This window comes from Sphingopyxis sp. PAMC25046 (assembly GCF_004795895.1).
Taxonomy (GTDB): domain Bacteria; phylum Pseudomonadota; class Alphaproteobacteria; order Sphingomonadales; family Sphingomonadaceae; genus Sphingopyxis.
Genome location: NZ_CP039250.1, coordinates 4,063,322 through 4,089,314 on the forward strand (window position 1 = coordinate 4,063,322; position 25,993 = coordinate 4,089,314).

The 25,993-nt window shown below is 66.1% G+C and carries 30 protein-coding genes and 2 pseudogenes; 27 read left to right on the forward strand and 5 right to left on the reverse strand.

From position 1 onward, the window contains the following. Nucleotides 1–24: 24 nt before the first annotated feature. Nucleotides 25–663, reverse strand: a pseudogene (locus tag E5675_RS19050) (magnesium chelatase domain-containing protein); the annotation flags it as partial. A gap of 161 nt (nucleotides 664–824) precedes the next feature. Between E5675_RS19050 and E5675_RS19055 the strand changes: the two are divergent. The 23 genes and pseudogenes from E5675_RS19055 (at nucleotide 825) to E5675_RS19165 (ending at nucleotide 15,641) form a co-directional block, all read left to right on the forward strand. Continuing rightward, complete coding sequence (locus tag E5675_RS19055) at nucleotides 825–1,526, forward strand: TetR/AcrR family transcriptional regulator (protein ID WP_136175888.1); 702 nt, start codon at nucleotides 825–827, stop codon at nucleotides 1,524–1,526. 67 nt (nucleotides 1,527–1,593) lie between these two features. Beyond that, nucleotides 1,594–2,031 (forward strand): VOC family protein, encoded by a 438-nt coding sequence (locus tag E5675_RS19060; RefSeq protein ID WP_136175889.1) that lies wholly within the window; start codon nucleotides 1,594–1,596, stop codon nucleotides 2,029–2,031. 25 nt (nucleotides 2,032–2,056) lie between these two features. Beyond that, nucleotides 2,057–2,476: a DoxX family protein gene (locus tag E5675_RS19065; protein WP_136175890.1), complete on the forward strand. Its 420-nt coding sequence runs from the start codon at nucleotides 2,057–2,059 to the stop codon at nucleotides 2,474–2,476. 56 nt (nucleotides 2,477–2,532) lie between these two features. Then, complete coding sequence (locus E5675_RS19070; RefSeq protein ID WP_168707933.1) at nucleotides 2,533–3,501, forward strand: alpha/beta hydrolase; 969 nt, start codon at nucleotides 2,533–2,535, stop codon at nucleotides 3,499–3,501. A gap of 34 nt (nucleotides 3,502–3,535) precedes the next feature. Further along, nucleotides 3,536–4,210, forward strand: coding sequence for a glutathione S-transferase family protein (locus E5675_RS19075; protein ID WP_136175892.1), 675 nt, complete (start codon nucleotides 3,536–3,538; stop codon nucleotides 4,208–4,210). A 32-nt stretch (nucleotides 4,211–4,242) separates the two neighbouring features. Then, a pseudogene (locus tag E5675_RS21850) lies at nucleotides 4,243–4,575 on the forward strand (DUF1428 domain-containing protein); the annotation flags it as partial. Nucleotides 4,576–4,608: 33 nt separating this feature from the next. After that, entirely contained in the window at nucleotides 4,609–4,962 is a 354-nt protein-coding gene (locus tag E5675_RS21855; protein WP_247594902.1) for a DUF1428 domain-containing protein, read from the forward strand. Nucleotides 4,963–5,014: 52 nt separating this feature from the next. After that, nucleotides 5,015–5,386, forward strand: coding sequence for a nuclear transport factor 2 family protein (locus E5675_RS19085; protein ID WP_168707934.1), 372 nt, complete (start codon nucleotides 5,015–5,017; stop codon nucleotides 5,384–5,386). Between the two features lie 23 nt (nucleotides 5,387–5,409). Then, nucleotides 5,410–6,048, forward strand: coding sequence for a glutathione S-transferase family protein (locus E5675_RS19090; RefSeq protein WP_136175895.1), 639 nt, complete (start codon nucleotides 5,410–5,412; stop codon nucleotides 6,046–6,048). Next, nucleotides 6,045–6,596 (forward strand): hypothetical protein, encoded by a 552-nt coding sequence (locus tag E5675_RS19095; RefSeq protein WP_210727565.1) that lies wholly within the window; start codon nucleotides 6,045–6,047, stop codon nucleotides 6,594–6,596. The genes E5675_RS19090 and E5675_RS19095 overlap by 4 nt, the downstream gene beginning before the upstream one ends. Beyond that, nucleotides 6,593–6,904 (forward strand): hypothetical protein, encoded by a 312-nt coding sequence (locus tag E5675_RS19100; protein ID WP_136175896.1) that lies wholly within the window; start codon nucleotides 6,593–6,595, stop codon nucleotides 6,902–6,904. Before E5675_RS19095 ends, E5675_RS19100 begins: the two co-directional genes overlap by 4 nt. A gap of 76 nt (nucleotides 6,905–6,980) precedes the next feature. After that, nucleotides 6,981–7,775, forward strand: a complete 795-nt coding sequence (locus tag E5675_RS19105; protein ID WP_136175897.1) for a VOC family protein — start codon at nucleotides 6,981–6,983, stop codon at nucleotides 7,773–7,775. A gap of 30 nt (nucleotides 7,776–7,805) precedes the next feature. Continuing rightward, nucleotides 7,806–8,300 carry a VOC family protein gene (locus E5675_RS19110; RefSeq protein ID WP_037554963.1) on the forward strand — a complete coding sequence of 165 codons (495 nt, stop codon included), beginning with the start codon at nucleotides 7,806–7,808 and terminating at the stop codon, nucleotides 8,298–8,300. A 24-nt stretch (nucleotides 8,301–8,324) separates the two neighbouring features. After that, nucleotides 8,325–8,831: a VOC family protein gene (locus tag E5675_RS19115; protein WP_136175898.1), complete on the forward strand. Its 507-nt coding sequence runs from the start codon at nucleotides 8,325–8,327 to the stop codon at nucleotides 8,829–8,831. Between the two features lie 29 nt (nucleotides 8,832–8,860). Next, nucleotides 8,861–9,514, forward strand: a complete 654-nt coding sequence (locus E5675_RS19120; protein ID WP_136175899.1) for a glutathione S-transferase family protein — start codon at nucleotides 8,861–8,863, stop codon at nucleotides 9,512–9,514. 79 nt (nucleotides 9,515–9,593) lie between these two features. Next, the gene (locus E5675_RS19125) at nucleotides 9,594–10,373 is read left to right on the forward strand and encodes an alpha/beta hydrolase (RefSeq protein ID WP_136175900.1); all 780 of its coding nucleotides are present in this window, start codon (nucleotides 9,594–9,596) and stop codon (nucleotides 10,371–10,373) included. 586 nt (nucleotides 10,374–10,959) lie between these two features. Beyond that, nucleotides 10,960–11,223, forward strand: a complete 264-nt coding sequence (locus E5675_RS19135; protein ID WP_037554959.1) for a PGPGW domain-containing protein — start codon at nucleotides 10,960–10,962, stop codon at nucleotides 11,221–11,223. Nucleotides 11,224–11,324: 101 nt separating this feature from the next. After that, entirely contained in the window at nucleotides 11,325–11,459 is a 135-nt protein-coding gene (rpmH, locus tag E5675_RS19140) for a 50S ribosomal protein L34 (RefSeq protein WP_037554958.1), read from the forward strand. Nucleotides 11,460–11,548: 89 nt separating this feature from the next. Then, nucleotides 11,549–11,836: a ribonuclease P protein component gene (gene rnpA / locus E5675_RS19145; RefSeq protein WP_247594688.1), complete on the forward strand. Its 288-nt coding sequence runs from the start codon at nucleotides 11,549–11,551 to the stop codon at nucleotides 11,834–11,836. A 142-nt stretch (nucleotides 11,837–11,978) separates the two neighbouring features. Beyond that, complete coding sequence (yidD, locus tag E5675_RS19150; protein ID WP_136175903.1) at nucleotides 11,979–12,191, forward strand: membrane protein insertion efficiency factor YidD; 213 nt, start codon at nucleotides 11,979–11,981, stop codon at nucleotides 12,189–12,191. A gap of 189 nt (nucleotides 12,192–12,380) precedes the next feature. After that, entirely contained in the window at nucleotides 12,381–14,126 is a 1,746-nt protein-coding gene (yidC, locus tag E5675_RS19155) for a membrane protein insertase YidC (protein ID WP_136175904.1), read from the forward strand. After that, nucleotides 14,123–14,773, forward strand: coding sequence for a ribosome biogenesis GTP-binding protein YihA/YsxC (yihA, locus tag E5675_RS19160; protein ID WP_136176584.1), 651 nt, complete (start codon nucleotides 14,123–14,125; stop codon nucleotides 14,771–14,773). The genes yidC and yihA overlap by 4 nt, the downstream gene beginning before the upstream one ends. Before the next feature lie 196 nt (nucleotides 14,774–14,969). Further along, nucleotides 14,970–15,641, forward strand: coding sequence for a glutathione S-transferase family protein (locus E5675_RS19165; protein WP_136175905.1), 672 nt, complete (start codon nucleotides 14,970–14,972; stop codon nucleotides 15,639–15,641). A gap of 7 nt (nucleotides 15,642–15,648) precedes the next feature. Here the strand turns inward: E5675_RS19165 and E5675_RS19170 are convergent, their stop codons facing one another. Then, the gene (locus E5675_RS19170; RefSeq protein WP_136175906.1) at nucleotides 15,649–16,395 is read right to left on the reverse strand and encodes a 16S rRNA (uracil(1498)-N(3))-methyltransferase; all 747 of its coding nucleotides are present in this window, start codon (nucleotides 16,393–16,395) and stop codon (nucleotides 15,649–15,651) included. 202 nt (nucleotides 16,396–16,597) lie between these two features. Here E5675_RS19170 and E5675_RS19175 point away from each other — a divergent pair, with 202 nt between their 5' ends. The 4 genes from E5675_RS19175 to ubiA all read left to right on the forward strand — a co-directional run bounded on the left by E5675_RS19175 (nucleotide 16,598) and on the right by ubiA (nucleotide 20,772). Then, complete coding sequence (locus E5675_RS19175; protein WP_136175907.1) at nucleotides 16,598–18,571, forward strand: TadE/TadG family type IV pilus assembly protein; 1,974 nt, start codon at nucleotides 16,598–16,600, stop codon at nucleotides 18,569–18,571. After that, on the forward strand, nucleotides 18,568–19,137 hold the full coding sequence (locus tag E5675_RS19180; protein ID WP_136175908.1) for a TadE/TadG family type IV pilus assembly protein: 570 nt from the start codon (nucleotides 18,568–18,570) through the stop codon (nucleotides 19,135–19,137). The genes E5675_RS19175 and E5675_RS19180 overlap by 4 nt, the downstream gene beginning before the upstream one ends. Further along, on the forward strand, nucleotides 19,134–19,793 hold the full coding sequence (locus tag E5675_RS19185; RefSeq protein WP_210727566.1) for a hypothetical protein: 660 nt from the start codon (nucleotides 19,134–19,136) through the stop codon (nucleotides 19,791–19,793). Before E5675_RS19180 ends, E5675_RS19185 begins: the two co-directional genes overlap by 4 nt. A 70-nt stretch (nucleotides 19,794–19,863) precedes the next feature. Next, the gene (gene ubiA / locus E5675_RS19190) at nucleotides 19,864–20,772 is read left to right on the forward strand and encodes a 4-hydroxybenzoate octaprenyltransferase (RefSeq protein ID WP_136175909.1); all 909 of its coding nucleotides are present in this window, start codon (nucleotides 19,864–19,866) and stop codon (nucleotides 20,770–20,772) included. 141 nt (nucleotides 20,773–20,913) lie between these two features. On the opposite strand, the gene smc is transcribed toward ubiA, so the two are convergent. The 3 genes from smc to E5675_RS19205 all read right to left on the reverse strand — a co-directional run bounded on the left by smc (nucleotide 20,914) and on the right by E5675_RS19205 (nucleotide 25,985). Beyond that, a complete protein-coding gene (smc, locus tag E5675_RS19195; protein ID WP_136175910.1) occupies nucleotides 20,914–24,357 on the reverse strand; it encodes a chromosome segregation protein SMC in 3,444 nt (1,147 codons plus the stop codon). A 135-nt stretch (nucleotides 24,358–24,492) separates the two neighbouring features. Further along, nucleotides 24,493–25,230 (reverse strand): thioredoxin domain-containing protein, encoded by a 738-nt coding sequence (locus E5675_RS19200; protein WP_247594689.1) that lies wholly within the window; start codon nucleotides 25,228–25,230, stop codon nucleotides 24,493–24,495. A 38-nt stretch (nucleotides 25,231–25,268) separates the two neighbouring features. After that, complete coding sequence (locus E5675_RS19205; RefSeq protein ID WP_136175911.1) at nucleotides 25,269–25,985, reverse strand: thioredoxin domain-containing protein; 717 nt, start codon at nucleotides 25,983–25,985, stop codon at nucleotides 25,269–25,271. Between the last annotated feature and the right edge of the window lie 8 nt (nucleotides 25,986–25,993).

Here is a 25,993-nt window from a genome sequence, read left to right on the forward strand (position 1 = left end):
TCGGGGTCTTTACGTTCGCAACAGGATCAGATTGTGCGCGCCCGCGGCGGCGATCTCGAGAGCGCGCTTGGCCGTCTCCTGCCCCTTGACCTGCGACAGGTCAGCGACGCGAACGGGCACTTCGACTTCGCCCGGGACCGGCGGTGACAGCGGCGCATTGCCCTTGAAATGATTGAGCAGCGACAGGAGGTCGGGCGCGCCGATCACCTCGACATTGCCCGCCCACGCCGCTTCGGGACCTTGCGCCGCGGGGCAGATCAGCCCGCGCTCGACGCTGCCCGCGTGGATCGCGGCGAGCAGCACGCCGGGCGACGGCGCGACACGGCCGTCGAGGCCGAGTTCGCCGACGACCACATAGGAAGCGAGCGTCTCGGGATCGATTACCCCCATCGCGCCGAGCAGCGCGAGCGCGATGGGAAGGTCGTAGTGCGAGCCTTCCTTCGGCAGGTCGGCGGGCGAGAGGTTGACGGTGATGACCTTGGGCGGGAGCGACAGGCCGATCGCGGCGATCGCGGCGCGGACGCGCTCGCGGCTTTCGCCGACCGCCTTGTCGGGCAGGCCGACGACAACGAAGCGCGGGACGCCCGGTGTGATCTGGCACTGCACCTCGACCCCGCGGGCTTCGATGCCGAGATAGGCGGTGGTTGAGACGATCGCGACCATATTTCCCCCGGAACAGCACAATGTGCCCCCTTTGTTCCAAAGGCCTTTTTATGCGAAGTGGCGGGAAGGTCGAGTCTTTTTCGGAAGGTGCCGAAGGTGCCGCGGAGCTTGGTGCCGATCGGGGTTTGACAACATACCAACTAGTCGGTATGTTGATTCGCATGACGACGACGAATCGCCCTTCCTCCCCCTCCGCAGCGAGCCCCGCAGCCGCCGCCCGCGTCCCCTCGGCGGGCGGCGGCACCCCGGGCAAGCGCGCGCCGCGCGGCAGCGCCCGCGCGAAGCTGATCGCGGCGGCGCATGCTATGGTGCGCAAGCAAGGCTACTCGGCGACGACGGTCGACCAGATCTGCGCCGAAGCGGGGGTGACCAAGGGCGCCTTTTTCCATCATTTCGCGTCGAAGGAGGATCTGGCGGTCGCCGCGGCGGAGGGCTGGACCGACCGCGCGCGCCCGATGTTCGAGATGCCGCCGCACGTCCACCTCGACGATCCGCTGGCCCGGCTGCTCGGCCATATCGATTTCCGCCTCGCGATGCTCGACGGCCCGACCGAGGATTACACCTGCTTCGTCGGCACGATGGTGCAGGAAGCCTATGCGACGAGCGACCGGATCCGCGCCGCGTGCGAGGCAAGCATCAATGCCTATTGCGAAGCGCTCGCCCCCGACATCCAGGCGACGATCGATCTTTATGGCGCGCCCGGGGACGTCACCGCGATCGGCCTCGCGCAGCATATCCAGTCGGTACTGCAGGGCAGCTTCGTCCTGGCGAAAACGACGAACGACCCGGCGATTGCGCGCGAGAGCGTCACCCATCTGAAGCGTTATGTGCGGATGCTGTTCGGCAGCGGAGGCGCGGCATGATGCGACAGGTAATTGCCCCCGCGCACCGCGCACGCTGATTTCCAACACCCCCCGAAGGAGAGAGTAAATGCCACAGATGATTTTCGTGAACCTGCCGGTCACCGACCTCGACAAGTCGAAGGCCTTTTACGAAGCAGTCGGCGCGGTGAACAACCCCGCCTTCACCGACGAGACCGCCGCCTGCATGGTCGTCACCGAAGGGTCGATCCACGTCATGCTGCTGACGCATGAAAAATGGGCGACCTTCACTTCGAAGACGATCCCCGACGCGCGCACGACCGCGCAGGTCCTGCTCTGCGTTTCGGCCGACAGCCGCGAAGAGGTAGACGGCCAGGTCGACAAGGCGGTGAAGGCGGGCGGCAAGGCCGACCCGACCCCGACACAGGAATATGGCGACTTCATGTACGGCCGCAGCTTCGAGGACCCCGACGGCCATATCTGGGAAGTGATGTGGATGGACCCCACCGCGATCCCGACCGGCGAACCCGCCGAAGCCGCCGCATAAGCAAGGCACAGGGAGGAGGAAGAGAATGACCGATACACCGCCCGGAAATGGGCCCGGAAAGGGTCAATTGATCGCCGGCCGCGTTCTGAGCGGCGTCGTGATCATCTTCCTCCTCTTCGACGCCGGGCTCAAGCTGGTGTCGCCCGAAACGGCGATCAAATACAGCCCGCCCGGCCTCGGATGGCCGCTCGAGGTCGGCACGATGTATATGCTCGGCATCCTGCTGCTGATCCCGACCTTGCTTTATATCTGGCCGCGCACCGCCGTGCTCGGCGCGATCCTGATCACCGGCTATCTCGGTGGCGCGATCGCGACGCACCTGCGCATCGACAGCCCGCTGTTCAGCCACACATTGTTCGGCGTCTATCTGGGCGTGATGCTCTGGGCAGGCCTGTGGCTACGTTCGCCCGCATTGCGCTTGCTGATCACCCCCCGACGGTCCTGATCGCCATAAAGGCAAACATGCCTGGTCTCCGTCTTACACGCAAAGAGGATGGTTCGATGATACGACGCTCTCCCCTCCCCACACTTGCCTCGGCCTTTGCGATGATCGCGGCCATGGCCACGCTCGCCGCGCTGCCGCAGCCGGCGGCAGCAGAAGCGCCCGGCGCCGGCGAGCGGCCCGCCGCCCCGTCCGCCGGCGCCGTCCAGAACGGCCATGTCGATGTCGCCGGCGCCGCGATCCATTATCAGGTGCACGGCGACCTCGCATCGGGCCGCACCCCGCTGCTCGTCCTCCACGGCGCCTTCATGTCGGCCGACGCGATGAAGCCGCTGATCGATCCGCTCGCCGCGTCGCGGCCGGTGATCGCGGTCGATGCGCGCGGCCATGGCCGTTCGGGCGGTGTTGACGGACCGCTGAGCTATGACCGCATGGCCGACGATACGGCGGCGGTGCTCGACAAGCTCGGCGTCGAAAAGGCCGATGTCCTCGGTTACTCGATGGGCGGTTCGACCGCGGTCGCGCTGGCAGTCGGACATCCCGACAAGGTCGGCAAGCAGGTGATATTGTCGGCGACTTCGCAGCTCGATGGCTGGTATCCCGAAGTGCTGGCGGGCATTTCCAAGCTGACCCCCGACATCTTCGCGGGCAGCCCGATCGACACCGAATATAAGCGCCTGTCGCCCGCGCCCGACAAGTTCCCGAAGCTGGTCGCCAATATCAAGGCGCTCGACGCGACGCCCTTTGGCTGGTCCGACGCCGCGGTGCAGGCGATCCCCGGCAAGACGATGGTGATCATCGGCGACGCCGACGGCGTCACGCTCGACCATGCGATCCACCTGTTCAAACTGCGCGGCGGCGGCGACGTGGCGGCCGCGACGCAGGGTTTCCTGACCACGGCACCCAAGGCGCGGCTCGCGATCCTGCCCGCGACCTCGCACATCGGGATCATGGGCGAAATCCCGGCGATCACGGCGATGGTCGTGCCCTTCCTAGACGACAAGGCGCCGCCGCCGCCCTCCTTCTGAATCCCCCCAACAAGAAAAATGAGAGGAGTTCCCCATGCCCGTCAATCCCGACAGCAGCCTTGAAGTCACCGCCTTCGACTGGGTTCCCGATTTCGCGCGCGGCTATGTCCGCGACCTGCGCCCGCGCTGGGCGTGCGAGGAAATCGGTCTCGACTACGCCGAACATCTGATCAGCGCCGTCAACCGCCCCGCCGACCATTTCCTGTTTCAGCCGTGGGGACAGGTCCCCGTGCTCAACGACGGCGGCATCCGCCTGTTCGAAAGCGGCGCGATCCTGCTCCACCTCGCCGAGAAGGACGAACGGCTGATGCCCCGCGACGCGCAGGCGCGCGCCAACACGCTCGCCTGGCTGTTCGCCGCCTATAACAGCGTCGAGCCGATGCTGTTCGAACTGGGCAATGTCGATATTTTCTCGACCGAAGAGGAATGGGCAAAGCTGCGCCGGCCGAGCCTGATCGAATTCATCCAGGGCCGACTCGGCCGCCTGAACGATGCGATCGGCGACAAAGACTATCTGACGGGCGAATTCACCGTCGCCGACATCGCGATGGCGACCGTGCTGCGCGAAGCCGTCGAAGCCGGGCTGATCGCCGAGCAGCCGCGGTTGCAGGCCTATTTGGACCGCTGCCTCGCCCGCCCCGCCTTCCAGCGCGCGATGGACGCGCAGCTGGCTGCCTTCAGCGAAGAAGCGGGACCGCCCGCCGCCTGAAACCCCCTCCCGCCCCCCCAAGGAGAGACAAGATGACCTATGTAGAAGGATTTGTGGTCGCGGTGCCGACCGCCAACAAGGAAGCCTATCGCAAACATGCCGCCGAAGCGGCGCCCTTGTTCAAGGAATTCGGCGTCAGCCGCATGGTCGAATGCTGGGGCGACGACGTGCCCGACGGCAAGGTCAACGACTTCAAGGGCGCGGTGCAGGCCAAGCCCGACGAGACCGTCGTGTTCAGCTGGTTCGAATATCCCGACCGCGCGACGCGCGACGCGGCGAACGAAAAGATGATGAGCGACCCCCGGATGCAGAGCATGGGCGAAGCGATGCCGTTCGACGCGAAACGCATGATCATCGGCGGCTTCGCGTCGATCGTCGACGACGCCGCCGACGGCACAATGGGTTATGTCGACGGTTATCTGGTGCCCGTCCCCGACGGCAACAAGGAAGCCTATCGCACGATGGCGCAAAAGGCGTCCGAAGTGTTCCGCGATTATGGCGCGACGCGCGTCGTCGAGGCGTGGAGCGACGACGTTCCCGACGGCAAGGTCACCGACTATGCCCGCGCCGCGCACAAGAAGGACGGCGAGAGCGTCGTCTACAGCTGGGTCGAATGGCCCGACAAGGAAACGCGGGTCGCCGGCTGGGAAAAGATGATGACCGACGAGCGGATGAAGAATGATCCCGCGACCAATCCGTTCGACGGCGCGCGCATGATCTATGGCGGCTTCGCGCCGATCATCGAGGCGTGAAACGAGGGCGCGGCGGCAGGCCCGTCGCGCCCGCCCCCCGAAGGAACGAACCATGGCCAAATCCCCCACCGAGGTCGCCAAGGCTGCATTTCAGGCCTATGTCGACGACGATCGCGCCGCCATCGAGGCGCTGATCGCCGACGATCTGGTCTTTACCAGCCCCTATGACAATGGGATCGGCCGCGAGACATATTTCACGCTTTGCTGGCCCAATCACGAAAGAATGGCCGGAGTCGATATCGTCCGCGCGATCGAGTCCGGGAACGAAGCCCTGCTGACCTATGTCGGCCGGATGAAGGACGGGCGCGCCAGCCGAAACACCGAAATCTTCACGATCCGGGATGGGCGTATCCATGCGGTCGAAGTCTATTTCGGCTGGTCGATCCCCCATGATGCGGCGCCCGGCCAGCACAAGAATCCCTGATCAAGGATTTGAAAGGCCAAAAGATGATCACACTCTATGGCACTCCCCCCACCCGTGCGCTGCGCGCGATGTGGCTGCTCAATGAACTCGACCTCGCGCACGAGATCGTCCCCGTCGACATCGGCGCCGGTGAAAACCGGACCCCCGAATTCCTCGCGCTCAATCCCGCCGCGAAGCTGCCGGTGCTGGTCGACGGCGATCTGGTGATCAGCGAATCGGCGGCGATCCAGCTCTATCTCGCCGACAAATATGGCGACCGCTTTCCCGGCGGGGGGCTGATCCCCGACACACCCGAAGATCGCGCCAGGATGCACCACTGGCTGTTCTTTCTGATGACCGAGATCGAGGCGCCGCTGTGGCGGGTCGCCTTGCACAGTTTCCTCTATGCCGAGGACGAGAAATCGGAAGACGAAATCGCGCTGGCGAAGCGCGACGGCCGACGGATGATCGCGGTGCTCGAGCAGCATATGCAAGGGCGCGACTTCATCGTCGGCGACGCGGTCACCGTGGCCGATTTCAACGCCGCCTTCACGCTCGATTGGGCGAACGAAGAAGGGCTGCTCGACAAAGCTCCCGCGCTCCGCGCCTATTTGGACGCGATGTACGCGCGCGCAAAGGCACCGGCAACGATCGCCGCGGCGATGGCCGAGCTCGACGCATGATCCGCGATGCGAGCGATATGAAGCGCATCGCCGCCTGTACATGCGGCGCGGTGACGCTGGAGATGACCGGCAAGCCGATCGTCGCGGCGACATGCTATTGCCATAGCTGCCAGCAGGCGGGGCGGCGTTTCGCGGCGGTACCGGGCGCCCCCGCCGTCGTCGGCGCCGATGGCGGCACCCCCTATGTGCTGATGCGCAAGGACCGGCTCATATGGCTGTCCGGGTCGGACCGGCTCGACGAGCACCGGCTGAAGCCCGAGTCGCCGACGCGGCGTTTCGTCGCGCGTTGTTGCAATACGCCGATCGCGCTCGAATTCACCAAGGGACACTGGCTCAGCGTCTATTCGGACCGCATCGCCGCAGAAGAGCGGCCCGCGGCCGAAATGCGGACGATCGTGGGCGACCGGCCCGAGGGCGTCGACCTGCCCGACAACATCCCCAATTACCGGACGCCGTCGGGCAAGTTCATGTGGCGGCTGCTGAAAGCCTGGGCGGCGATGGGCTTTCGCGCTCCGCCGATCGAAGCGACGAAGGGATTTGCGCAATGAGCAGGACTATCGCCAAAACCGTCGAACGCGTCGAGATGCGCAGCATAACGAGCCCCGGCTTCGCGCTGAATGTCGACAAGGCGAAATATGACGCGATGAAGGAGACGCTGCTCGCGGCGATGCCGAAGGGCCAGCCCGGGCTGACTGTCGCCGAGGTCAAGGAACGCGTGCTGCCGCTGCTGCCCGATGCGCTGTTCCCCTGCGGCGCTAAGGCGGGCTGGTGGCTGAAGGGCGTCCAGCTCGACCTCGAGGCGCGCGGGGCGCTCGCGCGCGAAAATACGAAGCCGCTGCGGCTGTACCGGCCATAGGAAAGCAGGAGGTGCAGGACAGGCGCGGCGACTGGTTTCCCGCTGACCCATGGCCCCGACATCGAGGAGAGAGACGATGAGCAAGGCTTCGAACTTCATCTGGTACGAATTGATGACCTCCGACCCCGCCGGCGCGGCGCGCTTTTACGGCGCGGTGGTCGGCTGGACGATCGCCGCGACACGCGATCCCGCGGCGGGCGACGTCGACTATCGCATGATCGTGCGCGGCGACGGCGGCAACGCCGGCGGGGCGCTCGCGCTGAATGCCGAGATGCTCGCGGGCGGCGCGCGGCCCGGCTGGATGGGCTATCTCGAGGTCGACGACGTCGACGCCACGCTCGCGGCGATCAAGGCCGACGGCGGCGCGATCCACATGCCCGCAACCGACCTGCCCGTCGGGCGCATTGCGATGGTGTCGGACCCGCAGGGCGCGCATTTCTATGTCATGGATCCGATCCCCCCCGAAGGGATGGAGACACAAGAGAGCGACGTGTTTTCGGTGACCGAGGCGCAGCATATGCGCTGGAACGAGCTGGCGACGAGCGACTCCGACGCGGCGATCGCCTTTTACCGCAAGCATTTCGGCTGGGGGCAGGAGGGCGCGATAGATATGGGGCCGCTCGGTTCCTATCGCTTCCTCCAGCGCGGCGAGGTGATGATCGGCGCGGTGATGCCGCTGATGGAAGGCTATCCGATGCCGGTGTGGAATTTCTACATCGGGGTCGACGACATCGACCGCGCGCACGCTGCGGTGACCGCGAACGACGGCACCGTCACCAGCGAACCGATGGAAATCCCCGGCGGCGAATATGCGATGAACGGCATCGACCCGCAGGGCGCGCCCTTCGGCCTCATCGGCCCGCGCAAATAATACCCCCCCACGAAAGACAGGAGAAGGAAAATGACGAAGACCCCGATGACGCTCTGTCTCTGGTACGAAGGCGATGCCGAAGAGGCCGCGGCCTTTTATGCGAAGACCTTTGCCGACAGCAAAGTCGGCGCGGTGAACCGCGCGCCGGCGGATTCGCCGGGCGGCAAGGAAGGCGATGTGCAGACGGTGGAGTTCACGCTGCTCGGTACGCCGTGCGTCGGTTTGAACGGCCCGCCGATCTTCAAGCATAATGAGGCCTTCTCGTTCCAGGTCCACACCGACACGCAGGAAGAGACCGACCGGTTGTGGAACGCGATCGTCGATAATGGCGGTCAGGAAAGCGTGTGCGGCTGGTGCAAGGACAAATGGGGCGTCTCGTGGCAGATTTGCCCGCGCGCCCTCACCGACGCGACGACCGGCAGCGACCGCGCGGCGGCGAAGCGCGCGTTCGAGGCGATGATGACGATGAAGAAGATCGACATCGCGAAGATCGAGGCCGCGGTGCGCGGCGAAGCGGTCGCCTGACGCCGCGGACAAGGGAGAAGGATCATGAGCAACGGAACCGAACCTGTCACGATGTGCCTGTGGTATGACAAGGATGCCGAAGCGGCGGCGAAATTCTATGCCGCGACCTTTCCGGACAGCGAGTTCGTCGCGGCGAACCGCTCGCCGAGCGACTTTCCCGACGGTAAGGAAGGCGATGTGCTGACGGTCGAATTCACCGTGATGGGCGTGCCTTTCATCGCGATCAACGGCGGGCCGGCGTTCAAACAGGACGAGGCCTTTTCGATCGTGATCAACACCGACACGCAGGAGGAGACCGACCGTTACTGGAACGCGATCGTCGGCAACGGCGGCGCCGAAAGCATGTGCGGATGGTGCAAGGACAAATGGGGGGTCAATTGGCAGATCACCCCGCGCGCGCTGACGCGCGCGATGACCCACCCCGACCGCACGGCGGCGAAGCGCGCGATGGACGCGATGATGACGATGAAGAAGATCGACATCGCGGCGATCGAGGCGGCGCTGAAGGGCGAAACCGTCGGGGCGGCGTAACGCGCGGCTACGCACAAGAAAGGCAATCGATGCTGATTTTTTATGGCCACCCCTTCTCGTCCTACACCTGGAAGGCGCTGATCGCGCTTTACGAGAAGGGGGTCGATTTCGACTATCGTTCGGTCGATCCCGCCTTCCCCGACCATATGCCCGAGCTGAGGGCGCATTGGCCGGTCGGGCAGTTCCCGTTGCTGGTCCATGACGGGACCCCATATTTCGAATCGTCGATCATCATCGAATATCTTGACCATCTGGCGCCCGAACCGCGGATGATCCCGCAGGACTTCGAAGCGGCGCTGAAGGTGCGCTTCTTCGACCGCGTCTTCGACAATCATGTCATGGGCCGGGCGCAGGCGGTGGTCGCCGACGCGATCCGCGGGCCCGAAAACCACGTGCCGCTGATCGTCGAGCAGTCGAAGGCGGCGCTCGAGACCGTCTATGGCTGGCTCGACAAGGAGCTGGCGGGGGGTGGCTGGGCGACGCCCCACGGCTTCACGCTGGCCGATTGCGCGGCGGCACCGTCGCTCTTCTATGCCGACTGGGTGCACCCGATCCCGGAGAAATACGAAAATCTCCGCGGCTATCGCGCGCGGCTGCTCGCGCATCCGACGGTGTCGCGCTGCGTCGAGGAGGCGCGGCCCTATCGCGCCTATTTCCCGCTTGGGGCGCCCGACCGCGATTGAACGTCCCGAAACGGGGTTAACGGCGCGCTGACGCTGCCCGTTTGCCAATTGATCATCGCGCCCGCGCGAAAGCGGGGCCATGGGTTCGCCGTCCGCCTTCCTTCGCACGTTGATCGTCGCCGCCTTGGCGGCGGTGCTGGCGTTCGCGCCGGCGCACGCGCAGCAGGTCATGACGATCACGACGACGGTGACCACGTGGACCTATGACGAGGGCGACGACGCGGGCGCGGACTATATCGACGAGGACGCCGCGTTGCTGGGTGACGAGGCGCTGGCCGACGATGCCGAGTTCGCGGCGACGCGGCGCTATGCCCCCGCCGCCACGCTTACGACGCTGGGCCATGCGAAGGCGCGGTTCGGGCCGTTTTCGGTCATCGACGCATCGACGGTTCGCATGGCGGGCGACGTCACCTCGGCCAGCCCGCGCCAGTTCGCGGCGATGCTCGCGGCCTTTCCGGGGCTCAGGCGGCTCGAAATGATCGACTGCCCCGGCAGCCTAGACGAGGAGGCCAATCTGATCCTCGCGCGCGCGATCCGGCGCCAAGGGATGGAGACGGTCGTGCCCGCAGGCGGATCGATCCGATCGGGCGCGGTCGAGCTGTGGCTGGCGGGCGTCACGCGCCGCGCCGCGCCCGACGCCGAATTCGGCGTGCATAGCTGGGCCGACGAATATGGCCGCGAGGCGAACCACTATCCCGCGAACGACCCGGTTCACGCCGAATATCTGGGCTATTACCGCGAAATGGGGATGGACGCCGCGAAGGCGCGTGCCTTTTACGCGCTGACCAACGCGACGCCGTTCGACGACGTCCGTTACCTGACGCGCGCCGATATGGCGCGGTTCGTCGCGCTCGACTGAATAGCGTCGCATCCCCTTTTCCCAGCCTGACGATCATTTGGAACGCTTCGGCCAGCGTGACGCCGGTGCAGCGGAACGATCGGCTGCGAACATCCGTTTCGGCTCGATGGAGGGTGGTTCGCCCTCGTCGTCGGAGAGAGACAATGAAAAAGCTTCTGACAATTTTCGCAATTGGCAGCTCGATGCTGCTTCTGTCGGCCTGCAACACAGTCGAAGGCGCCGGAAAAGACGTTGAGTCCGTTGGAGACTGCGCCGATGGAGTCAAGGGTAACTGCTAGGTTGCGTTAACAAACCGGCGTGAACCGGCGTTCGCGGATCGCCGTTATCGGCCGAAAACTGCGGCCCCTTGCATCGTCATCCGGGACTTGATCCGGGATTCATTCTCGCAGCGTTGAACGAATGGATTTCGGATCAAGTCCCGGTTGACGAATATCGGGAAACGGCAGCTCTCCGCCCCGAGACCGCCGTTCGCTGTCGTCGCGGCCTCGCGCCGAGCTGCTTTAGCCTTGTAACACGCCGCCGTATCCCCCACATCGCCCCTATGGCGAAACGCAGCCTTTATCAGCGAATGCGGTCGAATGCGCAGATGCGCACCGCCTTGTTCGCGCTCGGCATATTGCTGATGATCACGGGCATCGCGATCGGGCCGTTGCCGGGGCCCGGATTCCTGATCGTCTTTCCGCTCGGCCTCATGCTATGCCTGCAGAACAGTGCGTGGGCCAAGCGCGCCTATGTGCGCTTCAAGTGGCGACACCCCCGCTATGGCGACTGGGCCGACCGGATCATGCGCCGCGTCAGCGCCGCGCGGCGTCGGGCGCGCGCCGCGCTGGACAAGCTAGATGGCGATTGACTTTCCACCGACTCTTGCTTATCCGCGCCTCCAACAGTGGCCGCCCACGCTTGGCGGCCCTTTTCTGTTGCAGCATTTGACGAGATCTAGGGAAAACCGCGATGAAGCGCACTTATCAACCGAGCCGCCTCGTGCGCAAGCGCCGTCACGGCTTCCGCGCCCGCAAGGCCACCGTCGGTGGCCGCAAGGTCCTGGCCGCCCGCCGCGCCCGTGGCCGCGCGAAGCTGTCGGCCTGATCGCCCACGCTTCGCCGCCAGCGCGTCTGGTGCGAACGCTTTCAAAACGTAGCGAATTTCTGGCCGCGAACCGCGGCCTTCGCTTTCCCATGCCCGGCTTCGTCCTGCTCGTCCGTCCGCGCGGCGACGATGAGGATGCGCTGGGCATCGGCTATACGGTCAGCAAGAAGGTCGGCAACGCGGTCACGCGCAACCGGATGAAGCGGCGCTTTCGCGAACTCGCGCGCGCCGCACTGCCGGAGGCGGGAATCGCCGGCGCCGACCATGTGCTGATCGGCCGCCCGGGCGCCAATGACATGGAATTTGCCGAATTGGGCGAGCATCTCGATTCGGCGCTGAAGCGCGCGGCGAAGAAGCTCGCGGCGAAAGCGTCGTGATTACGCTCACTGCCTCTTATCGTCACCCCGGACTTGATCCGGGGTTCATTACCACCGGCGCCGCATGGACCCCGGATCAAGTCCGGGGTGACGAAGTGGGGCCAATAGCGAATAAACTTCCGCCGTTTTCCGGGCTTCCCGCATGATCGCCCGCCTGTTGATCCTGATCGCGCGCGGCTGGCAGCTCGGCCCGTCGCGCATCCTGCCCCCGACCTGCCGCTATGCGCCGTCGTGCAGCGCCTACGCGATCACCGCGCTTCAGAAATATGGTGCGATCAAGGGTGGCTGGCTGGCGACAAAGCGGCTATTGCGCTGCCATCCTTGGGGGGGGCACGGCTACGACCCCGTCCCTTAGGCTGTATCGCCATTCCGCCCATGGCGGCCTGCAAATGGCGGATTCCCGGGCTTCCGGTGCTCACGTACTGATCGTACGCTGCGCTCCGGGTCCCGAGAATCCACCATTTTCGGTTCACCACGAGCGAAATGACGACACAGCCTAGACGGCCCATCCCGACATTTTTGAAACGAAGAGAGACCGAAGAGCGTGGACGACAAGCGGAACATGATCGCGGCAATTTTGCTGTCGGTGGCCATCCTGATCGGCTGGAATTTCGTTTCGGAGAAATATTTTCCGACCCCCGACACGCCCGACGTGACCGAGACGGTCGCGGGCGCGAACGGCGCGGCGCCCGCGACGCAGGGCCAGCCGAGCGCGCTGCCGACGCCGGGCGCCCCTGCCGCGCCCGCCGCGAAAGCGATCCGTCCGGTCGACGCGGTGCTTGCCGAAGGCCAGCGCATTCCGATCGAGACCCCCGCGATCAAGGGGTCGATCAATCTTGTCGGCGCGCGTGTAGACGACATCACGCTCAGCAAATATCGCCAGACGATCAAGAAGGATTCGCCCGCGGTGCGCCTGTTCGCGCCGGGCGGGACCGAGGCCGCCTATTTCGCGAGCCTCGGCTGGGCGGCCCAGGGCATCGAGGTGCCGAACGCGAACACCGTGTGGACCGCGAGCGGTGCGAAGCTGACCCCGGCGACGCCGGTGACCTTGAGCTGGGCGAACGCCACCGGCCAGACGTTCCGCATCGAATATAGCATCGACGCCGATTATCTGATCACCGCGAAGCAGACGATCGCCAACACGGGCACCGCGCCGGTCAATGCGAGCAGCTTTGCGTTGATCGACCGGCTCGGCAAGCCGACCGATCCGCACGAGCAGGACAGCGTCACGATACACGTCGGCCCGACGGGATACCTCGATGGTAAGTCGGTGTTCGACGAGGACTATGAAGATGTGGAGGAAGCGCCGAACCGTAGTGTGCGTTACAGTTCGGGCGCATGGCTCGGTTTCAGCGACAAATATTGGCTCGCGGCGATCGTCCCCGCCAAGGGCGAGCGCATCACCGCCGCGATCAGCTCGCCCGCCGCGAACAATTACCAGACTTTGTTCGCGCGCGACTTTACGCAGGTTGCGCCCGGCAAGCAGGTGACGACCACCAGCCGCATCTTTGCTGGCGCCAAGGAAGTCTACACGCTCCAGCGCTACGAGGATGACCAAGGCATCACGCGCCTGTCGAACGCGATCGACTGGGGCTGGTTTGAGTTCTTCGAAAAACCGATCTTCAAGCTGCTCGACTGGCTGTTCCGCATGGTCGGCAATTTCGGCGTCGCGATCATGGCGCTGACCTTGATCATCCGCCTGCTGATGTTCCCGATCGCCAACCGGCAATTTTCGTCGATGGCGCAGATGCGCCTCGTCCAGCCGAAGATGAAGGCGCTGCAGGAGCGGTATAAGGACGACAAGCCGAAGATGCAGCAGGAGCTGATGAAGCTCTATAAGGACGAGAAGATCAATCCGCTCGCGGGCTGTTTGCCGATCGTCATCCAGATCCCGATCTTCTATGCATTGTACAAGGTGCTGATGCTGACGATCGAAATGCGGCACCAGCCGTTCATCCTGTGGATCAAGGATCTGTCGGCGCCCGATCCGCTGCATATCCTGAACCTGTTCGGCCTCTTGCCCTTTACCCCGCCGTCGATCCTGTCGATCGGCGTGCTCGCGGTGATCCTGGGCATCACCATGTGGCTGCAGTTCCGCCTCAACCCGCAGGCGACCGACCCCGTGCAGCAGCAGGTGTTCAAGATCATGCCGTGGCTGTTCATGTTCATCATGGCGCCGTTCGCGGCGGGCCTGCTGCTTTACTGGATCACCAACAATATCCTGTCGATCGGGCAGCAGCAGTGGATGTACCGCAAGTTCCCGGCGCTGCGGGCGGCGCCGGCGAAGTGAGCGAGATCGATCCGGGCGCGGAGGACAGGGCCGAACGGGCGCGCAAGCTGTTCGCGGGCCCGATCGCCTTCCTGAAATCGGCGCCCGCCCTCCAGCATCTGCCGAGCCCGAGCGTGCCCGAGATCGCGTTCGCGGGGCGGTCGAACGTCGGCAAATCGTCGCTGCTCAATGCGCTGACGAACCGCAACGGGCTGGCGCGCACGTCGGTGACGCCGGGGCGGACGCAGGAGCTCAACTATTTCGACATCGGCGCCCCGCTGGTGTTCCGGCTGGTCGACATGCCGGGCTATGGCTTTGCCAAGGCGCCGAAGGATGTCGTCAAGAAATGGCGCTTCCTCGTCAATGATTACCTTCGCGGACGGCAGGTCTTGAAACGGACACTGGTGCTGATCGACAGCCGCCACGGGATCAAGGACGTCGACCGCGAGGTGCTCGAGATGCTCGACGTCGCGGCGGTGAGTTACCGGCTGGTGCTCACCAAGGCCGACAAGGTGAAGGCGAGCGCGCTCGCCGAAGTCCACGCCGCGACCGAGGCCGAAGCGCGCAAGCATCCCGCCGCGCACCCCGAGGTGATCGCGACGAGCAGCGAAAAGGGCATGGGCATCGCCGAGCTGCGCACCGCGGTGCTGGAGGCGGTGGAGTCATAAACGCTCCTCTCCCCTTGCGGGAGAGGATGGTGCAGGTTGCGGACCTGTCCGCTACCGTAACCTGGTGAGGGGTTGCGGCCCGACGGGGCCGCGCGAGAGCCCGCGGCTCGCGTCACCCTCTCCCAGCTTCGACTAGCCAGCAAGCTGGCAAGTCTACACAACCCTCCCCCGTCAAGGGGGAGGGAGGAGAAATGGCATGAAACTGTTCATCGGCAACAAGGCCTATTCAAGCTGGAGCCTGCGCGGCTGGCTCGCGGTCAAGCATAGCGGGCTGCCGTTCGAGGAAGTGACCGTCCCGCTCTATGACGAGGATTGGTCGAACCGGCGCGAGGGCGACGAGTTCGCACCGTCGGGCGGCAAGGTGCCGATATTGTGGGACGGCGACGACATCGTCGTGTGGGACAGCCTCGCGATCGTCGATTATCTCAACGAAAAGACCGGCGGCACCAAGCATTTCTGGCCCGAGGATATGGCGGCGCGCGCGATGGCGCGGTCGATGGCCGCCGAAATGCACTCGAGCTTTGCCGCGCTCCGCCGCAACCACAGCATGAATATCCGGCGCATCTATCCGGCCGCCGAGCTGCTGCCCGAAGTGCAGGCCGATGTCGTGCGCATCTTCCAGATCTGGGCCGAGGCGCGCGCGCGGTTCGGCGGCGAAGGCGATTTTCTCTTCGGCGACTGGTCGGCGGCGGACATCATGTTCGCGCCGGTGGTGACGCGCTTCGTCACCTATTCGATCCCGCTGCCGCGCTTCGCGGCGGCTTATGCGCAGGCGGTGATCAGTCATCCGTGCATGCAGGAGTGGATCGGCGGCGCGCAAGCCGAGGATTGGGTCATCGAGCAGTTCGAGGGGCCGGTCGAGGGATAGGGGCCGCCTATCCGCCCGCCCAGTCGCCGTGCTGCGCCATCCACAGGCTGACGGCGGCCATCGCGGCGGTTTCGGCGCGCAGGATGCGCGGGCCGAGTGCGATGCGGCGCACCGCGGCATGAGCGGTCAGCAGCTCGCGCTCGCGGTCGGTGAAGCCGCCCTCGGGGCCGGTGAGGATCGCGGCGGGGGCCGGCGCGGCGACGTCGGCAAGCGGGACGCCCCCGGCTTCGTCGGCGAAGAGCAACGCGCGCTCCGAAGGCCAAGCCTTCAATAGCTGCGGGAGCTTGACCGGCGGCGCGAGCTCGGGGAGCGCGGTGCGGCCGCATTGTTCGCACGCCTCGATAATCTGCGCTTCGATCCGCTCGCTTTTGACGCGCTCGACGATCGTGCGCTCGGTGATCACCGGCTGCAAGCGCGCGACGCCGAGCTCGGTCGCCTTTTCGATGATCCAGTCGAGCCGCGCCTTCTTCACCGGCGCGAAACAGAGCCAGAGGTCGGGCACGCGCTCGATCGGGCGCGTCTGGCGCTCGATACGCAGCATCAGCGAACGTTTCGCGGCGTCGGCGACGACCGCCAGCCACTCGCCGCTCCGGTTGTCGAACAGCAGCACCGGATCGCCGGCCTTCAGACGCATGACGCCGAGCAGATAGTGCGCGGCGGCCCCGTCGATCGCGGGCGCGACATCGAGGGCGAGCGGCTGGTCGACGAAGAGGCGGGGCGTGCTGGCGGGCGGCCAGGCGGGAGTCGCGGGCATGGCGCGCGCGATAGCAGATGGCTGTCTGTCGTGCATCTTTTGCCGCACGATGGGACAGCCTGTCCCGATCCGGGTCAAAAGCGACGATCCGGGCCCGGCCGCGCCACCCCGATTAGCCTTTTGGTAAGCAGTTCCCCCCTAGGTGCGAGAATACCAGCGGCCCATCTGGTGGGGGCGCCGCGGGCCGAAGAGGGGTTTGACCATGCGAGGGACCTGGATCAGCCGGCTGCGCGCCGGTGCCAAAGCGCTTCTCCGCGACCAGCGCGGCAACGCATTCATGCTGACCGCGGCGGCGATCATACCGGTGATCGGCATCGTCGGGTCGGCGGTCGACATCGGCCGCGCCTATATGACGCAGTTGCGCCTGCAGCAGGCGTGCGACTCGGGCGTGCTCGCCGGACGGCGCGCGATGGCCGGCGGCACCTATACCGACGACGCCGAGGCCGAAGCGGACAAGATGTTCAACTTCAACTTTCCCGAAGGCAAATATGGCGCGTCGGGCATCCTCTTTTCTTCCGAAGCCGACGGGGCGTCGGACGTTGTCGGGCAGGCGTCGGCGATCATTCCGACCGAGCTGATGTTCCTGTTCGGCAAGGACCAGTTCCGCCTGTCGGCCAATTGCACGGCGAAGCTCGAAATCTCGAACGTCGACGTGATGCTCGTGCTCGACGTCACGGGGTCCATGGCGAACACGAATTCGGGCGACTCGGTTAACCGGATCACCGCGCTCAAAGACGCGACGATGGACTTTTTCGACACGCTGACGACCGCTGACATCGGCGACGGGCGGCTGCGCTTTGGCGTGGTGCCCTATAGTTCGACCGCGAATGTAGGCGCGATCCTGAGCGAGAAGAATCCGGACTGGATTTCGGACTATACAATCCTGCCGTCGCGTTCGCCCGTCATGCGCTATGACTGGAGCGGGACCAACCCACCGTCGTCGGTCACGAGCGGGACGACGACCAACGGCGCATGGGAAGATTTCCTGCCGATCAGCGGCTTCACCAGCAGCGCAGCCTGTTCGGCCGTGGTCGCGCCTGGCGACACCATGCCGGCGCTGAGCACAGATCAGGACATGAACAGGACGGGCTGGGCCGTCAGAAGCAACGGTAACCGCATCTACGTCACCGTCGCCGGCACCAAGCATCGTTATTATAATTATCGCTACCAGTATAATTCGTCGAACAGCACCTGCTGGCTGCAGCGCCGCGTGGTGACTTTCGACCACGCAGCTTCGCCGTCGCCGACTTCGGGTTCGCCGTCCTTCTTTAGCCAGTACAGGTACGAGGACCGGGTCTTTGACGTATCGAACCTGAAGACCGGCGGGACGATCACTGTCAATACCGGCAATTCGGGCGGCAACAGGACCGTAAGCTGGAGCGGGTGCATCATCGAACGCCGCACATCGCCTTTCGGGGCGTCGTCCTCGGTGCCCAGCTCTGCGCTCGACATGGACATCGATCTCGTTCCAGATGATGAAAACAGCCGCTGGCGGATTCTACTTCCGGAACTTTCCTATCATCGCGCCACCAACCTGAATACCGTGCCTTCGGGCACGGGCGTCCGAACCGTCGCCAGCTCGAACGTATCGGGCGGCAACTGGCAGAACTATGATTATCACGTGTCGAGCGGCTGGGGCGCCTGCCCGGTCGAGGCGATGAAGCTGACCGAGATGGACAAGGATGATCGCGCCACCTTCAAGAGCATGATCGACGATCTCGAGCCGGTCGGCGGCACCTATCACGACGCCGGCATGGTATGGGGAGCCCGCCTGATTTCACCGACTGGCCTGTTCGCCGACGAAAATGCGACCGCGCCGAACGAGCGCCCGATCAGCCGCCACATCATCTTCATGACCGACGGTGACATGGCGCCGAACTGGCAGAATCTAACCTCCCAGGGTTATGAATATTTGATGCAGCGCATCAGCGGATCAGCCACAACCGATAATGCGCTGCTCACCAGCCGTCACAATAACCGCTTCGTGCAATTGTGCCGCGCCGCTCGCCAGCGCGGCATCACGATCTGGGTCGTGTCCTTCGGTGTGGGCAGCAACGCCAACCTCAACAGCTGCGCTTCGTCCGGCGAGGCGTTCGAGGCCGACAACGCTGCCGAGCTCAACGAGCAGTTCCAGGCGATCGCGCGACAGATTTCCAAGCTGAGGCTGTCGCAATGACCGGCGCCCGCACCCTGCTCCGCCGGCTGCGGCGAAGCGAGCGCGGCACCGCGTTCGTCGAATTCGCGCTGACCGCGCCGGTCTTCCTGCTGATCCTGCTCGGCATCTTCGATTATTGCTGGCAGATGTATGCGCAGCAGGTGTTGCAGGGCGTGGTCGCCAAGGCGGGCCGCGACGCGACGCTCGAAGGCTTTGCCGCCGACCAGCAAGCACTCGACGACAAGGTCGAAGCGGAAGTGAAGAAGGTGTTCAAGAACGCCACGGTCAATTTCAACCGCCGCGTTTTCGACGATTACAGCGATATCAGGCCGCTACGCTGGGTCGACACCAACGGCAACGGCGTCCAGGACCCCTCGCCCGACGATTGCTGGGAGGATGGCGGCCGGCAGGGCAATGGCGGCGCCGACGATGTCGTCCAATATACGGTGTCGATGCGTTTCGACCGCGTGCTGCCGGTGTGGCAGATGCTGGGGCAGCCGCAATCCAAGACGCTCACCTCGACGACGCTGCTGCGCAACCAGCCCTTCGCCGCCGATGGCGAGGTACTGGCGGAGACATGCGGATGACCCGGCTTTCGCGCCTTTGCCGCCAGACGCGGATCGCCGCGCGCCGTTTCGCGGGAAATGTTCGCGGCGCCGTGATGCTCGAAATGGCCTTTGCCATACCTTTCCTCGTGCTCGTCGGCTTCGGCGGCCTCGAGATCGCCAATCTGACGCTTGCGCATACGCGCGTCAGCCAGCTCGGGCTTAACACCGCCGACAATGCCGCGCGAATCGCGGCGGGCAGCAATCTGACCCAGCCGCAGGTGCGCGAGGTCGACATCAACGAGGTGTTCGAAGGCGCCGAACGGCAGGTCGCGGGGCTGAATTTCGAGAATAACGGCCGCATCATCCTGTCGAGCCTGCAGCGCAACAACGACGGCGGGCAGACGATCAAATGGCAGCGCTGTTTCGGCAATATGGAGGTCGCATCGGCCTATGGCGTCGAAGGCACCGGCGCGACGGGGACCGATTTCCCGGGCATGGGTCCGGTGGGCCGCGAGGTGACCGCGGCGGCGGGCACCGCGATCATGTTCGTCGAAGTCACATACGAATATAGGCCGCTGCTGTTCGGTGCCTGGCTGGGGCCACAGACCATCCGGTCGACCGCGGCCTATAATATCCGCGAAGCGCGCGACCTGTCGGGGGTCAAGGCACCCGGCACTCCGGCCACCTGCACCTGAGAGCGCGGCCGCAGACGACATCGATCGGGCATTTATTCCCTGCATCGGGCCTGCTATCGCCCGGGCATCGATGACGGCCACCCATCCTCCCGACAGCCAGCTTCGCGGTTTCATTGCGCTGCTCCCCGCCGCGGCGCGGCCCTATGCGCTTCTCGCGCGCTTTGACCGGCCGATCGGCTGGTGGCTGCTTTACTGGCCATGCGCCTGGGCCATCGCACTCGGCGGCGGTGCGGTCAGCCACTGGCCGCTTTTCCTCTGGTTGTTGCTCGGCGCGATCGCGATGCGCGGTGCGGGCTGCGTCTATAATGACATCGTCGACCGCGATCTCGACGCCAGAGTCGCGCGCACCGCGTCGCGGCCGGTCGCGAGCGGCGCGGTTTCAGTGCGGGGCGCGTCGCTGTGGACGATCGCCCTGTCGCTGGTCGGCCTGCTCGTGCTGCTCCAGCTGCCGCGCCCGGCGCAGATCGTCGCGCTCGCGAGCCTGATCCTCGTCGCGGGCTATCCCTTCATGAAACGCATTACCTGGTGGCCGCAGGCGTGGCTCGGACTGGTGTTCAGCTGGGGCGCGCTCGTCGCGTGGGTCGCGGTCGGCGGGCAGCAGGGGCTCGCGCTCCCCCTCCTCTATGCCGGCTGCATCGCGTGGGTGATCGGCTATGATACCATTTATGCGCTGCAGGATATCGAGGACGATATGCTGGTGGGCGTGAAGTCGAGCGCGCGCGCGATGGGCGATCATGTGAAGGGCGGGGTCGCGATGTGCTATGCTGCGGCGCTCGCGTGCTGGGGCGGCGCGCTTTGGGCGGTGCGCCCCGATCCGCTGGCGCTCGCCGCGCTGCTGCCCGCAGGGCTGCATCTGACCGGACAGGTGGTGACGCTCGACCCCGCGAACGGCGAGGACGCGCTGGCGAAATTCCGGAGCAATCGCTTTGCCGGGCTGCTGGTGTTCGCCGCGATGCTGGTGGTGGGGATGGCGCCGTGAGGCAGAGCGCCTAGAGTAAAGCTTCGCCTTCCTTTACCTCGTCATCCCGGCGAAGGGCGGGATCTCGTCCTCTCGGCCTGACGCACCGGTGAGATCCCGGCTTTCGCCGGGATGACGATTCAATCAAGGATGATCCCTTAGCTACTCCGCCGCGAGCAGTTCCTCGGCGCCGCCGAGGTCGACCGAGACGAGGCGCGAGACGCCGCGCTCGACCATCGTCACCCCGAACAGGCGGTGCATGCGCGCCATCGTCACCGCGTTATGGGTGACGATCAGGTAGCGCGTGTTGGTTTCGCGCGCCATGCGGTCGAGGAGATCGCAGAAGCGTTCGATATTCGCGTCGTCGAGCGGCGCGTCGACTTCGTCGAGGACGCAGATCGGCGCTGGGTTGGTGAGGAAGAGGCCGAAGATCAGCGCGACGGCGGTGAGCGCCTGTTCGCCGCCCGAGAGCAGGGTCAGCGTGCCGAGCCGCTTGCCCGGCGGCTGCGCCATGATTTCGAGCCCGGCCTCCAAGGGATCGTCCGAATCGACGAGTTCGAGATGCGCCTGCCCGCCGTTGAACAGAGTGGTGAAAAGGCGCTGGAAATGGCTGTTCACCGCCTCGAACGCCGCGAGCAGCCGCGCGCGGCCCTCGCGGTTGAGGCTGCCGATCGAGCCGCGTAGCCGGTTCACCGCCTGCGTCAGCTCCTCGATCTCGGCGGCGCTCTTTTCGCGTTCGGTGTCGAGTTCGACCAGTTCGTCGGCGGCGACGAGGTTGACCGGCCCCAATCGCTCGCGATCGGCAACGAGCCGGTCGTGCTGCGCCGATTCGGCATTGGCGTCGCCGACGCTCGCGCTCTCGAACCCCGCCTTTTGCGGGAGGAGCGGCGGCGGGCATTCGAAACGCTCGCCCGAGAGACGGCCCATCTCGATCCGGCGGAGTTCGGCATTTTCGGAGCGCGCGACGGCGCCCGCGCGCGTTTCGCGCGCGGCGGCGACGCGCTCGCGGATCGCGTTCAGCGCGGTTTCGGCTTCGCGCAGCGCGGCTTCGGCGGCGCGTTCCTGGGCCTCGGCGGCGGCGACCTTGTCGCGCAGCGCGGTTTGCCGGGCTTCGGCTTCGGCGCGCTGTTCGGCGAGCTTCGCAGGCGCGTCGGCTAGCTTGGCGGCTTCGGCGGCGAGGGCCTCGGCGCGCTTGTCCATTTCGGTGACGCGGCGCGCGGCCTCGCCCGCGCGCGCCTTCCAGCTCTTGATCTCGGCGCTGACGACCGCCTGGCGTTCGCTGAGGCTCGCGAGCGTGCGTTCGTGCGCCGCGAGCGCATCGCGCGCCGTGCCCGCGTCGGCGCGCGCGCGCTCGGTCGCCGCCTCCTCGGCGTCGAGCGCGGCGCGGGCCAGCCGCTCGTCGGGGAGCGCGGCAAGCGCGGCCTCTTGCGTGGCGAGCGTCTCGGCGGCTTCCTGTCCCGCTTCCGCGATCTCGGCAAGCCGGCGATCGAACAGCGCGGCGGCGTCGCGATGACGATCGAGCGCGGCCTGCGCCTGGTCGGCGGCGCGCAGCGCGGTGCGGCGCGCCTCGTCAGCCTGCGCGAGGCTCTTGCGCGCGGTGGCGGCGGCTTCGGCGAGGGTGGCGGCCTTGGCGGCGGCGGCGTCGCGGCGGTCGCGCAATTCCTGCACCCCGAGCTCGACCTGCGGCCGCTGCGCCGCGAGCGCGTCGAGGCGGTTCTGGCGTTGCAACCGCTCGGTCGCGGTCGCGCCGTCGCCGCGCGTGACGAAGCCGTCCCAGCGGCGCATCATGCCATCGAGGGTGACGAGCCGCTGGCCGACCGCGAGCGGTTGGCCGCCGTCGGCATCGGCCACCGCGACTTGTGCGAGGCGGCGCGCGAGCGCGGCGGGCGCTTTTACATATTGGGCGAGCGGCGTGGTGCCGGCGGGCAGCGCGGGATCGTCCTTCGCCGCATCGGCGTCGCCCCAGCTGCGCGCGGCGCCGCGGTCGGTTCCGGCGTCGAGATCGTCGCCGAGCGCGGCGGCGAGCGCGGCTTCATACCCCGGCGCGACGCGCAATTTGTCGAGGATGCGATCTTCGTCGCTGCGCGCGGCGGCGAGCGCGCGTTCGAGCGTCGTCGCCTCGCCTTCGAGTGCGGCGAGCGCGGCGCGCGCCTCGGCGAGCCCTGCCTCGACGCCCGCGAGATCGGCGGCGGTCGCTTCGCGGTCGGCTTCGGCGTTTTGCAAGGAGGTTTCGGCAGCAGTGATCGCGGCTTCGGCGGCTTCGGCGGCCTTGACGCTGTCGGCATGCGTCGCGGCGAGCGCAGCGCTGTCGCCGAGCGCCGCGACCTCGGCGTCGACACGCGCCTTGTCCTGCGCGACGCGGCGCACGGCAGCTTCGGCGCTATCGCGCGCGGACAGGGCAATGCGCCGGTCGGCGGCCTCGCTCGCGGCCTTTGCGCGCGCCTGCGCGAGCGCGACCTCGGCATCGCGGAGGCGCGCCTGCGCCGCGAGGCTGGCGTCGGCGAGCGCGGCCTTGCCCGCGTCGTGTCCGGCGATCTCCTGTGCAAGCTTTTTGGTTTCGGCGTCGAGCGCGGTCAGCGCAGCATGCGCTTCGCGCGCGAGTTCGCCTTCGTGCGCGCGGTCGTCGGCGATGCGCCGCTGCTGCGCCGCGAGATCCTCGAGCCGCTGGAGCGCGGCGCGCTCCTCGCCCTGAAGCCGCACTTGCGTCGCGGTCGCCTCGGCGAGCGCGTCGCGCTGCGTCTGCGCATCGCCGCGCGCCGCGGCGACGCGGGTCGCGACCTCGGTCTGTGCTTTCGATATGGTTTCGAGTTCGTCCTGCGCCGCCTTCACCGCCGCCTCGGCGGCGTCGGCGTCGCGGCGCGCCTGATCGGCGGCTTCGGCGGCGTCGCGCCAGCGCGCGTAAATCAGCCGTCCCTCGGCGATGCGAATGTCGTCGGAGAGCTTCTTGTATTTCTCCGCCGCGCGCGCTTGCCGCCGAAGCGCGTTCGCGCGCACTTCCATATCGGCGACGATTTCGGAGAGGCGCGTGAGATTGGTCTCGGTCGCGCGCAATTTCTGCTCGGCGTCCTTGCGGCGCACGTGGAGCCCCGCGATGCCGGCCGCTTCCTCGAGCATCGCGCGGCGGTCGGTCGGCTTTGCGGCGATGACGTTGGCAATCTTGCCCTGACTGACGAGCGCGGGGCTGTGCGCGCCGGTCGCGGCGTCGGCGAAGATCAGCGCGACGTCCTTTGCGCGCACGTCGCGGCCGTTGGCGCGATAGGCCGACCCCGCGCCGCGCTCGATACGGCGGATGACCTCGAGATCGTCGCCATCGGCGCCATCCGACAGGCCCGCGACGAGCGCCCCCTCGGTATCGCAATGGAGCGCGACCTCGGCAAAGTCGCGCGCCGGCCGCGACGAGGTGCCGGCGAAGATGACATCCTCCATTCCCCCGCCGCGCATCGATTTGGGCGAAGATTCGCCCATCACCCAGCGAATCGCCTCGAGCAGGTTCGATTTGCCACAGCCGTTGGGGCCAACGACGCCGGTCAGCCCGGGTTCGATGCGGAGTTCGGTGGGTTCGACGAAAGATTTGAAACCGGTAAGGCGCAGCCGTTTTATCTGCACGGGATGTCCCCGGGCAGCTCATCGAATCGGAGCTGTTGCAACCTTGGTGTCACAGATCCCCCATGAAGCCGTCATGCCGCGTGGCGGGGGGAGTCGCAAGGGGCAGGATTTGCCTGCCCCTCGCTCATTTCAGCGTCAGCGCGCGCCCATCGTGCGCAAGCGGTCGCGGAGCGGCCCCCATGATGCGATGCCTTCGGCGACCTGGCCGTTGATGACGAAGGTCGGCGTGCCGGTGATCTGATATTTTTCGACCCCGGCGTTGGTGCCCTTTTCGATCGCCTCGACATTTTCGACCTTGCCGAGGCACTGCTGGATCGTCGCGGCGGGGACGCCGCGCTGCTGGTAGAATTGGTCGATTCCCCAGCCCTTCGCCAGCGCGGTGAAGCGCTGCGCCGGCGGCAGCTTCATCGCTTCCTCGATCCCCGGTTGCGGCTTCGACGCGCCCGCGATGAAGGCTTCATGCTCGATGAAAGTCGCATCGGCGAGCGGGAAGAAACGCTCGGGTCCGGTGCATTTGACGATCGCACCGGCGATCGCGTCGACCGGGTGGAGCATGAACGGCGTCAGCTTGTACGATACCCGGCCGGTGTCGACGAAGTCGCGCTTCAGCTCTTCATGTGCATCCTGCGTGAATTTCGCGCAGTGGCCGCAGGTAAAGGCGCCGAATTCCTCCAGCTTGATCGGCGCGTCGGGGTTGCCCATCACGACGCCGTCGCCATCGACGCGCACGACCTGCGACCAAGTTTTGCCGGCGGGCGGCGCGACCTTTGCGACCACCTCCTGCTCCTTGGCGGGATCGGTCTTGCTTTCGCCGCACGCGGCAAGGGCGAGCGCGCCCATCGAGGTCAGGAGGACGGTACGCAGCAGGGTCATGATCTTTCTTTCTCCACAAAGGGGCGAATTCAGGGCTTTTAAGAGGCCTTGAGCGCGAGGTCGAGTTTCGATTTGAGCGCGGGCCAAGCGGTGACTTCGGCGTTGCGGCCGTTGACGAAGAAGCTGGGCGTGCCCTCGACCCGGTCGGCATTGAGCCCGATGTTGGTCATGCCGGTGAGCTCTGCCTGCGCAACCCCGCTATCGAGTGCGGCTTCGAGCTGCGCCTGCGTATAGCCGCGCGCGCGCATCAAGGCGAAAAGGCCGGTGCCGGCCGCGATCTTCCGCGCGCGTTCGGCCGTGGTGCCTTCGAACCAGCTCTTTTTCTGCGCTTCGGTGGCGTTCTGGACCTTGGCGATCGTCGCCGGGAAGGCGGCGAAGATCGCCTGATGATTGCCGGCGAAAGCGTTCGCGCCGCCGACGCGCGCCAGCAGCGCCGCGGTCATGTCGACCGGGTCGCGGACGAGATTGCGATATTCGAACAGCACGAGCCCGCTGTCGATATAGCCCGTCTTGAGCGGCAGCGAGCCCGCCTTCGCGAAATCGGCGCAGATGTGGCAGGTGTAGCTGAAATATTCGACGAGCCGGACCTTGGCCGCAGGGTTGCCGACGACGAAGGCGCCGATCGGGCTGGTCGTGACGCTCTGCGCCCATGTAGCGGATTTGGCGGGCGCCGCCGCAATCAGGCCGAGCGCCGCACCCGAGAGCGCGAGTACCGCCGTGCGGCGATCGAGAAGCGGGTCGTCAAAAACGGACATGATCGTGG

Coding starts and splice junctions, on each gene's coding strand:
- E5675_RS19055 (WP_136175888.1), top strand. CDS start 825: ATGACGACGACGAATCGCCCTTCCTCCCCCTCCGCAGCGAGCCCCGCA.
- E5675_RS19060 (WP_136175889.1), top strand. CDS start 1,594: ATGCCACAGATGATTTTCGTGAACCTGCCGGTCACCGACCTCGACAAG.
- E5675_RS19065 (WP_136175890.1), top strand. CDS start 2,057: ATGACCGATACACCGCCCGGAAATGGGCCCGGAAAGGGTCAATTGATC.
- E5675_RS19070 (WP_168707933.1), top strand. CDS start 2,533: ATGATACGACGCTCTCCCCTCCCCACACTTGCCTCGGCCTTTGCGATG.
- E5675_RS19075 (WP_136175892.1), top strand. CDS start 3,536: ATGCCCGTCAATCCCGACAGCAGCCTTGAAGTCACCGCCTTCGACTGG.
- E5675_RS21855 (WP_247594902.1), top strand. CDS start 4,609: ATGGGTTATGTCGACGGTTATCTGGTGCCCGTCCCCGACGGCAACAAG.
- E5675_RS19085 (WP_168707934.1), top strand. CDS start 5,015: ATGGCCAAATCCCCCACCGAGGTCGCCAAGGCTGCATTTCAGGCCTAT.
- E5675_RS19090 (WP_136175895.1), top strand. CDS start 5,410: ATGATCACACTCTATGGCACTCCCCCCACCCGTGCGCTGCGCGCGATG.
- E5675_RS19095 (WP_210727565.1), top strand. CDS start 6,045: ATGATCCGCGATGCGAGCGATATGAAGCGCATCGCCGCCTGTACATGC.
- E5675_RS19100 (WP_136175896.1), top strand. CDS start 6,593: ATGAGCAGGACTATCGCCAAAACCGTCGAACGCGTCGAGATGCGCAGC.
- E5675_RS19105 (WP_136175897.1), top strand. CDS start 6,981: ATGAGCAAGGCTTCGAACTTCATCTGGTACGAATTGATGACCTCCGAC.
- E5675_RS19110 (WP_037554963.1), top strand. CDS start 7,806: ATGACGAAGACCCCGATGACGCTCTGTCTCTGGTACGAAGGCGATGCC.
- E5675_RS19115 (WP_136175898.1), top strand. CDS start 8,325: ATGAGCAACGGAACCGAACCTGTCACGATGTGCCTGTGGTATGACAAG.
- E5675_RS19120 (WP_136175899.1), top strand. CDS start 8,861: ATGCTGATTTTTTATGGCCACCCCTTCTCGTCCTACACCTGGAAGGCG.
- E5675_RS19125 (WP_136175900.1), top strand. CDS start 9,594: ATGGGTTCGCCGTCCGCCTTCCTTCGCACGTTGATCGTCGCCGCCTTG.
- E5675_RS19135 (WP_037554959.1), top strand. CDS start 10,960: ATGCGCACCGCCTTGTTCGCGCTCGGCATATTGCTGATGATCACGGGC.
- rpmH (WP_037554958.1), top strand. CDS start 11,325: ATGAAGCGCACTTATCAACCGAGCCGCCTCGTGCGCAAGCGCCGTCAC.
- rnpA (WP_247594688.1), top strand. CDS start 11,549: ATGCCCGGCTTCGTCCTGCTCGTCCGTCCGCGCGGCGACGATGAGGAT.
- yidD (WP_136175903.1), top strand. CDS start 11,979: ATGATCGCCCGCCTGTTGATCCTGATCGCGCGCGGCTGGCAGCTCGGC.
- E5675_RS19165 (WP_136175905.1), top strand. CDS start 14,970: ATGAAACTGTTCATCGGCAACAAGGCCTATTCAAGCTGGAGCCTGCGC.
- E5675_RS19170 (WP_136175906.1), bottom strand. CDS start 16,395: ATGCCCGCGACTCCCGCCTGGCCGCCCGCCAGCACGCCCCGCCTCTTC.
- E5675_RS19175 (WP_136175907.1), top strand. CDS start 16,598: ATGCGAGGGACCTGGATCAGCCGGCTGCGCGCCGGTGCCAAAGCGCTT.
- E5675_RS19180 (WP_136175908.1), top strand. CDS start 18,568: ATGACCGGCGCCCGCACCCTGCTCCGCCGGCTGCGGCGAAGCGAGCGC.
- E5675_RS19185 (WP_210727566.1), top strand. CDS start 19,134: ATGACCCGGCTTTCGCGCCTTTGCCGCCAGACGCGGATCGCCGCGCGC.
- ubiA (WP_136175909.1), top strand. CDS start 19,864: ATGACGGCCACCCATCCTCCCGACAGCCAGCTTCGCGGTTTCATTGCG.
- E5675_RS19200 (WP_247594689.1), bottom strand. CDS start 25,230: ATGACCCTGCTGCGTACCGTCCTCCTGACCTCGATGGGCGCGCTCGCC.
- E5675_RS19205 (WP_136175911.1), bottom strand. CDS start 25,985: ATGTCCGTTTTTGACGACCCGCTTCTCGATCGCCGCACGGCGGTACTC.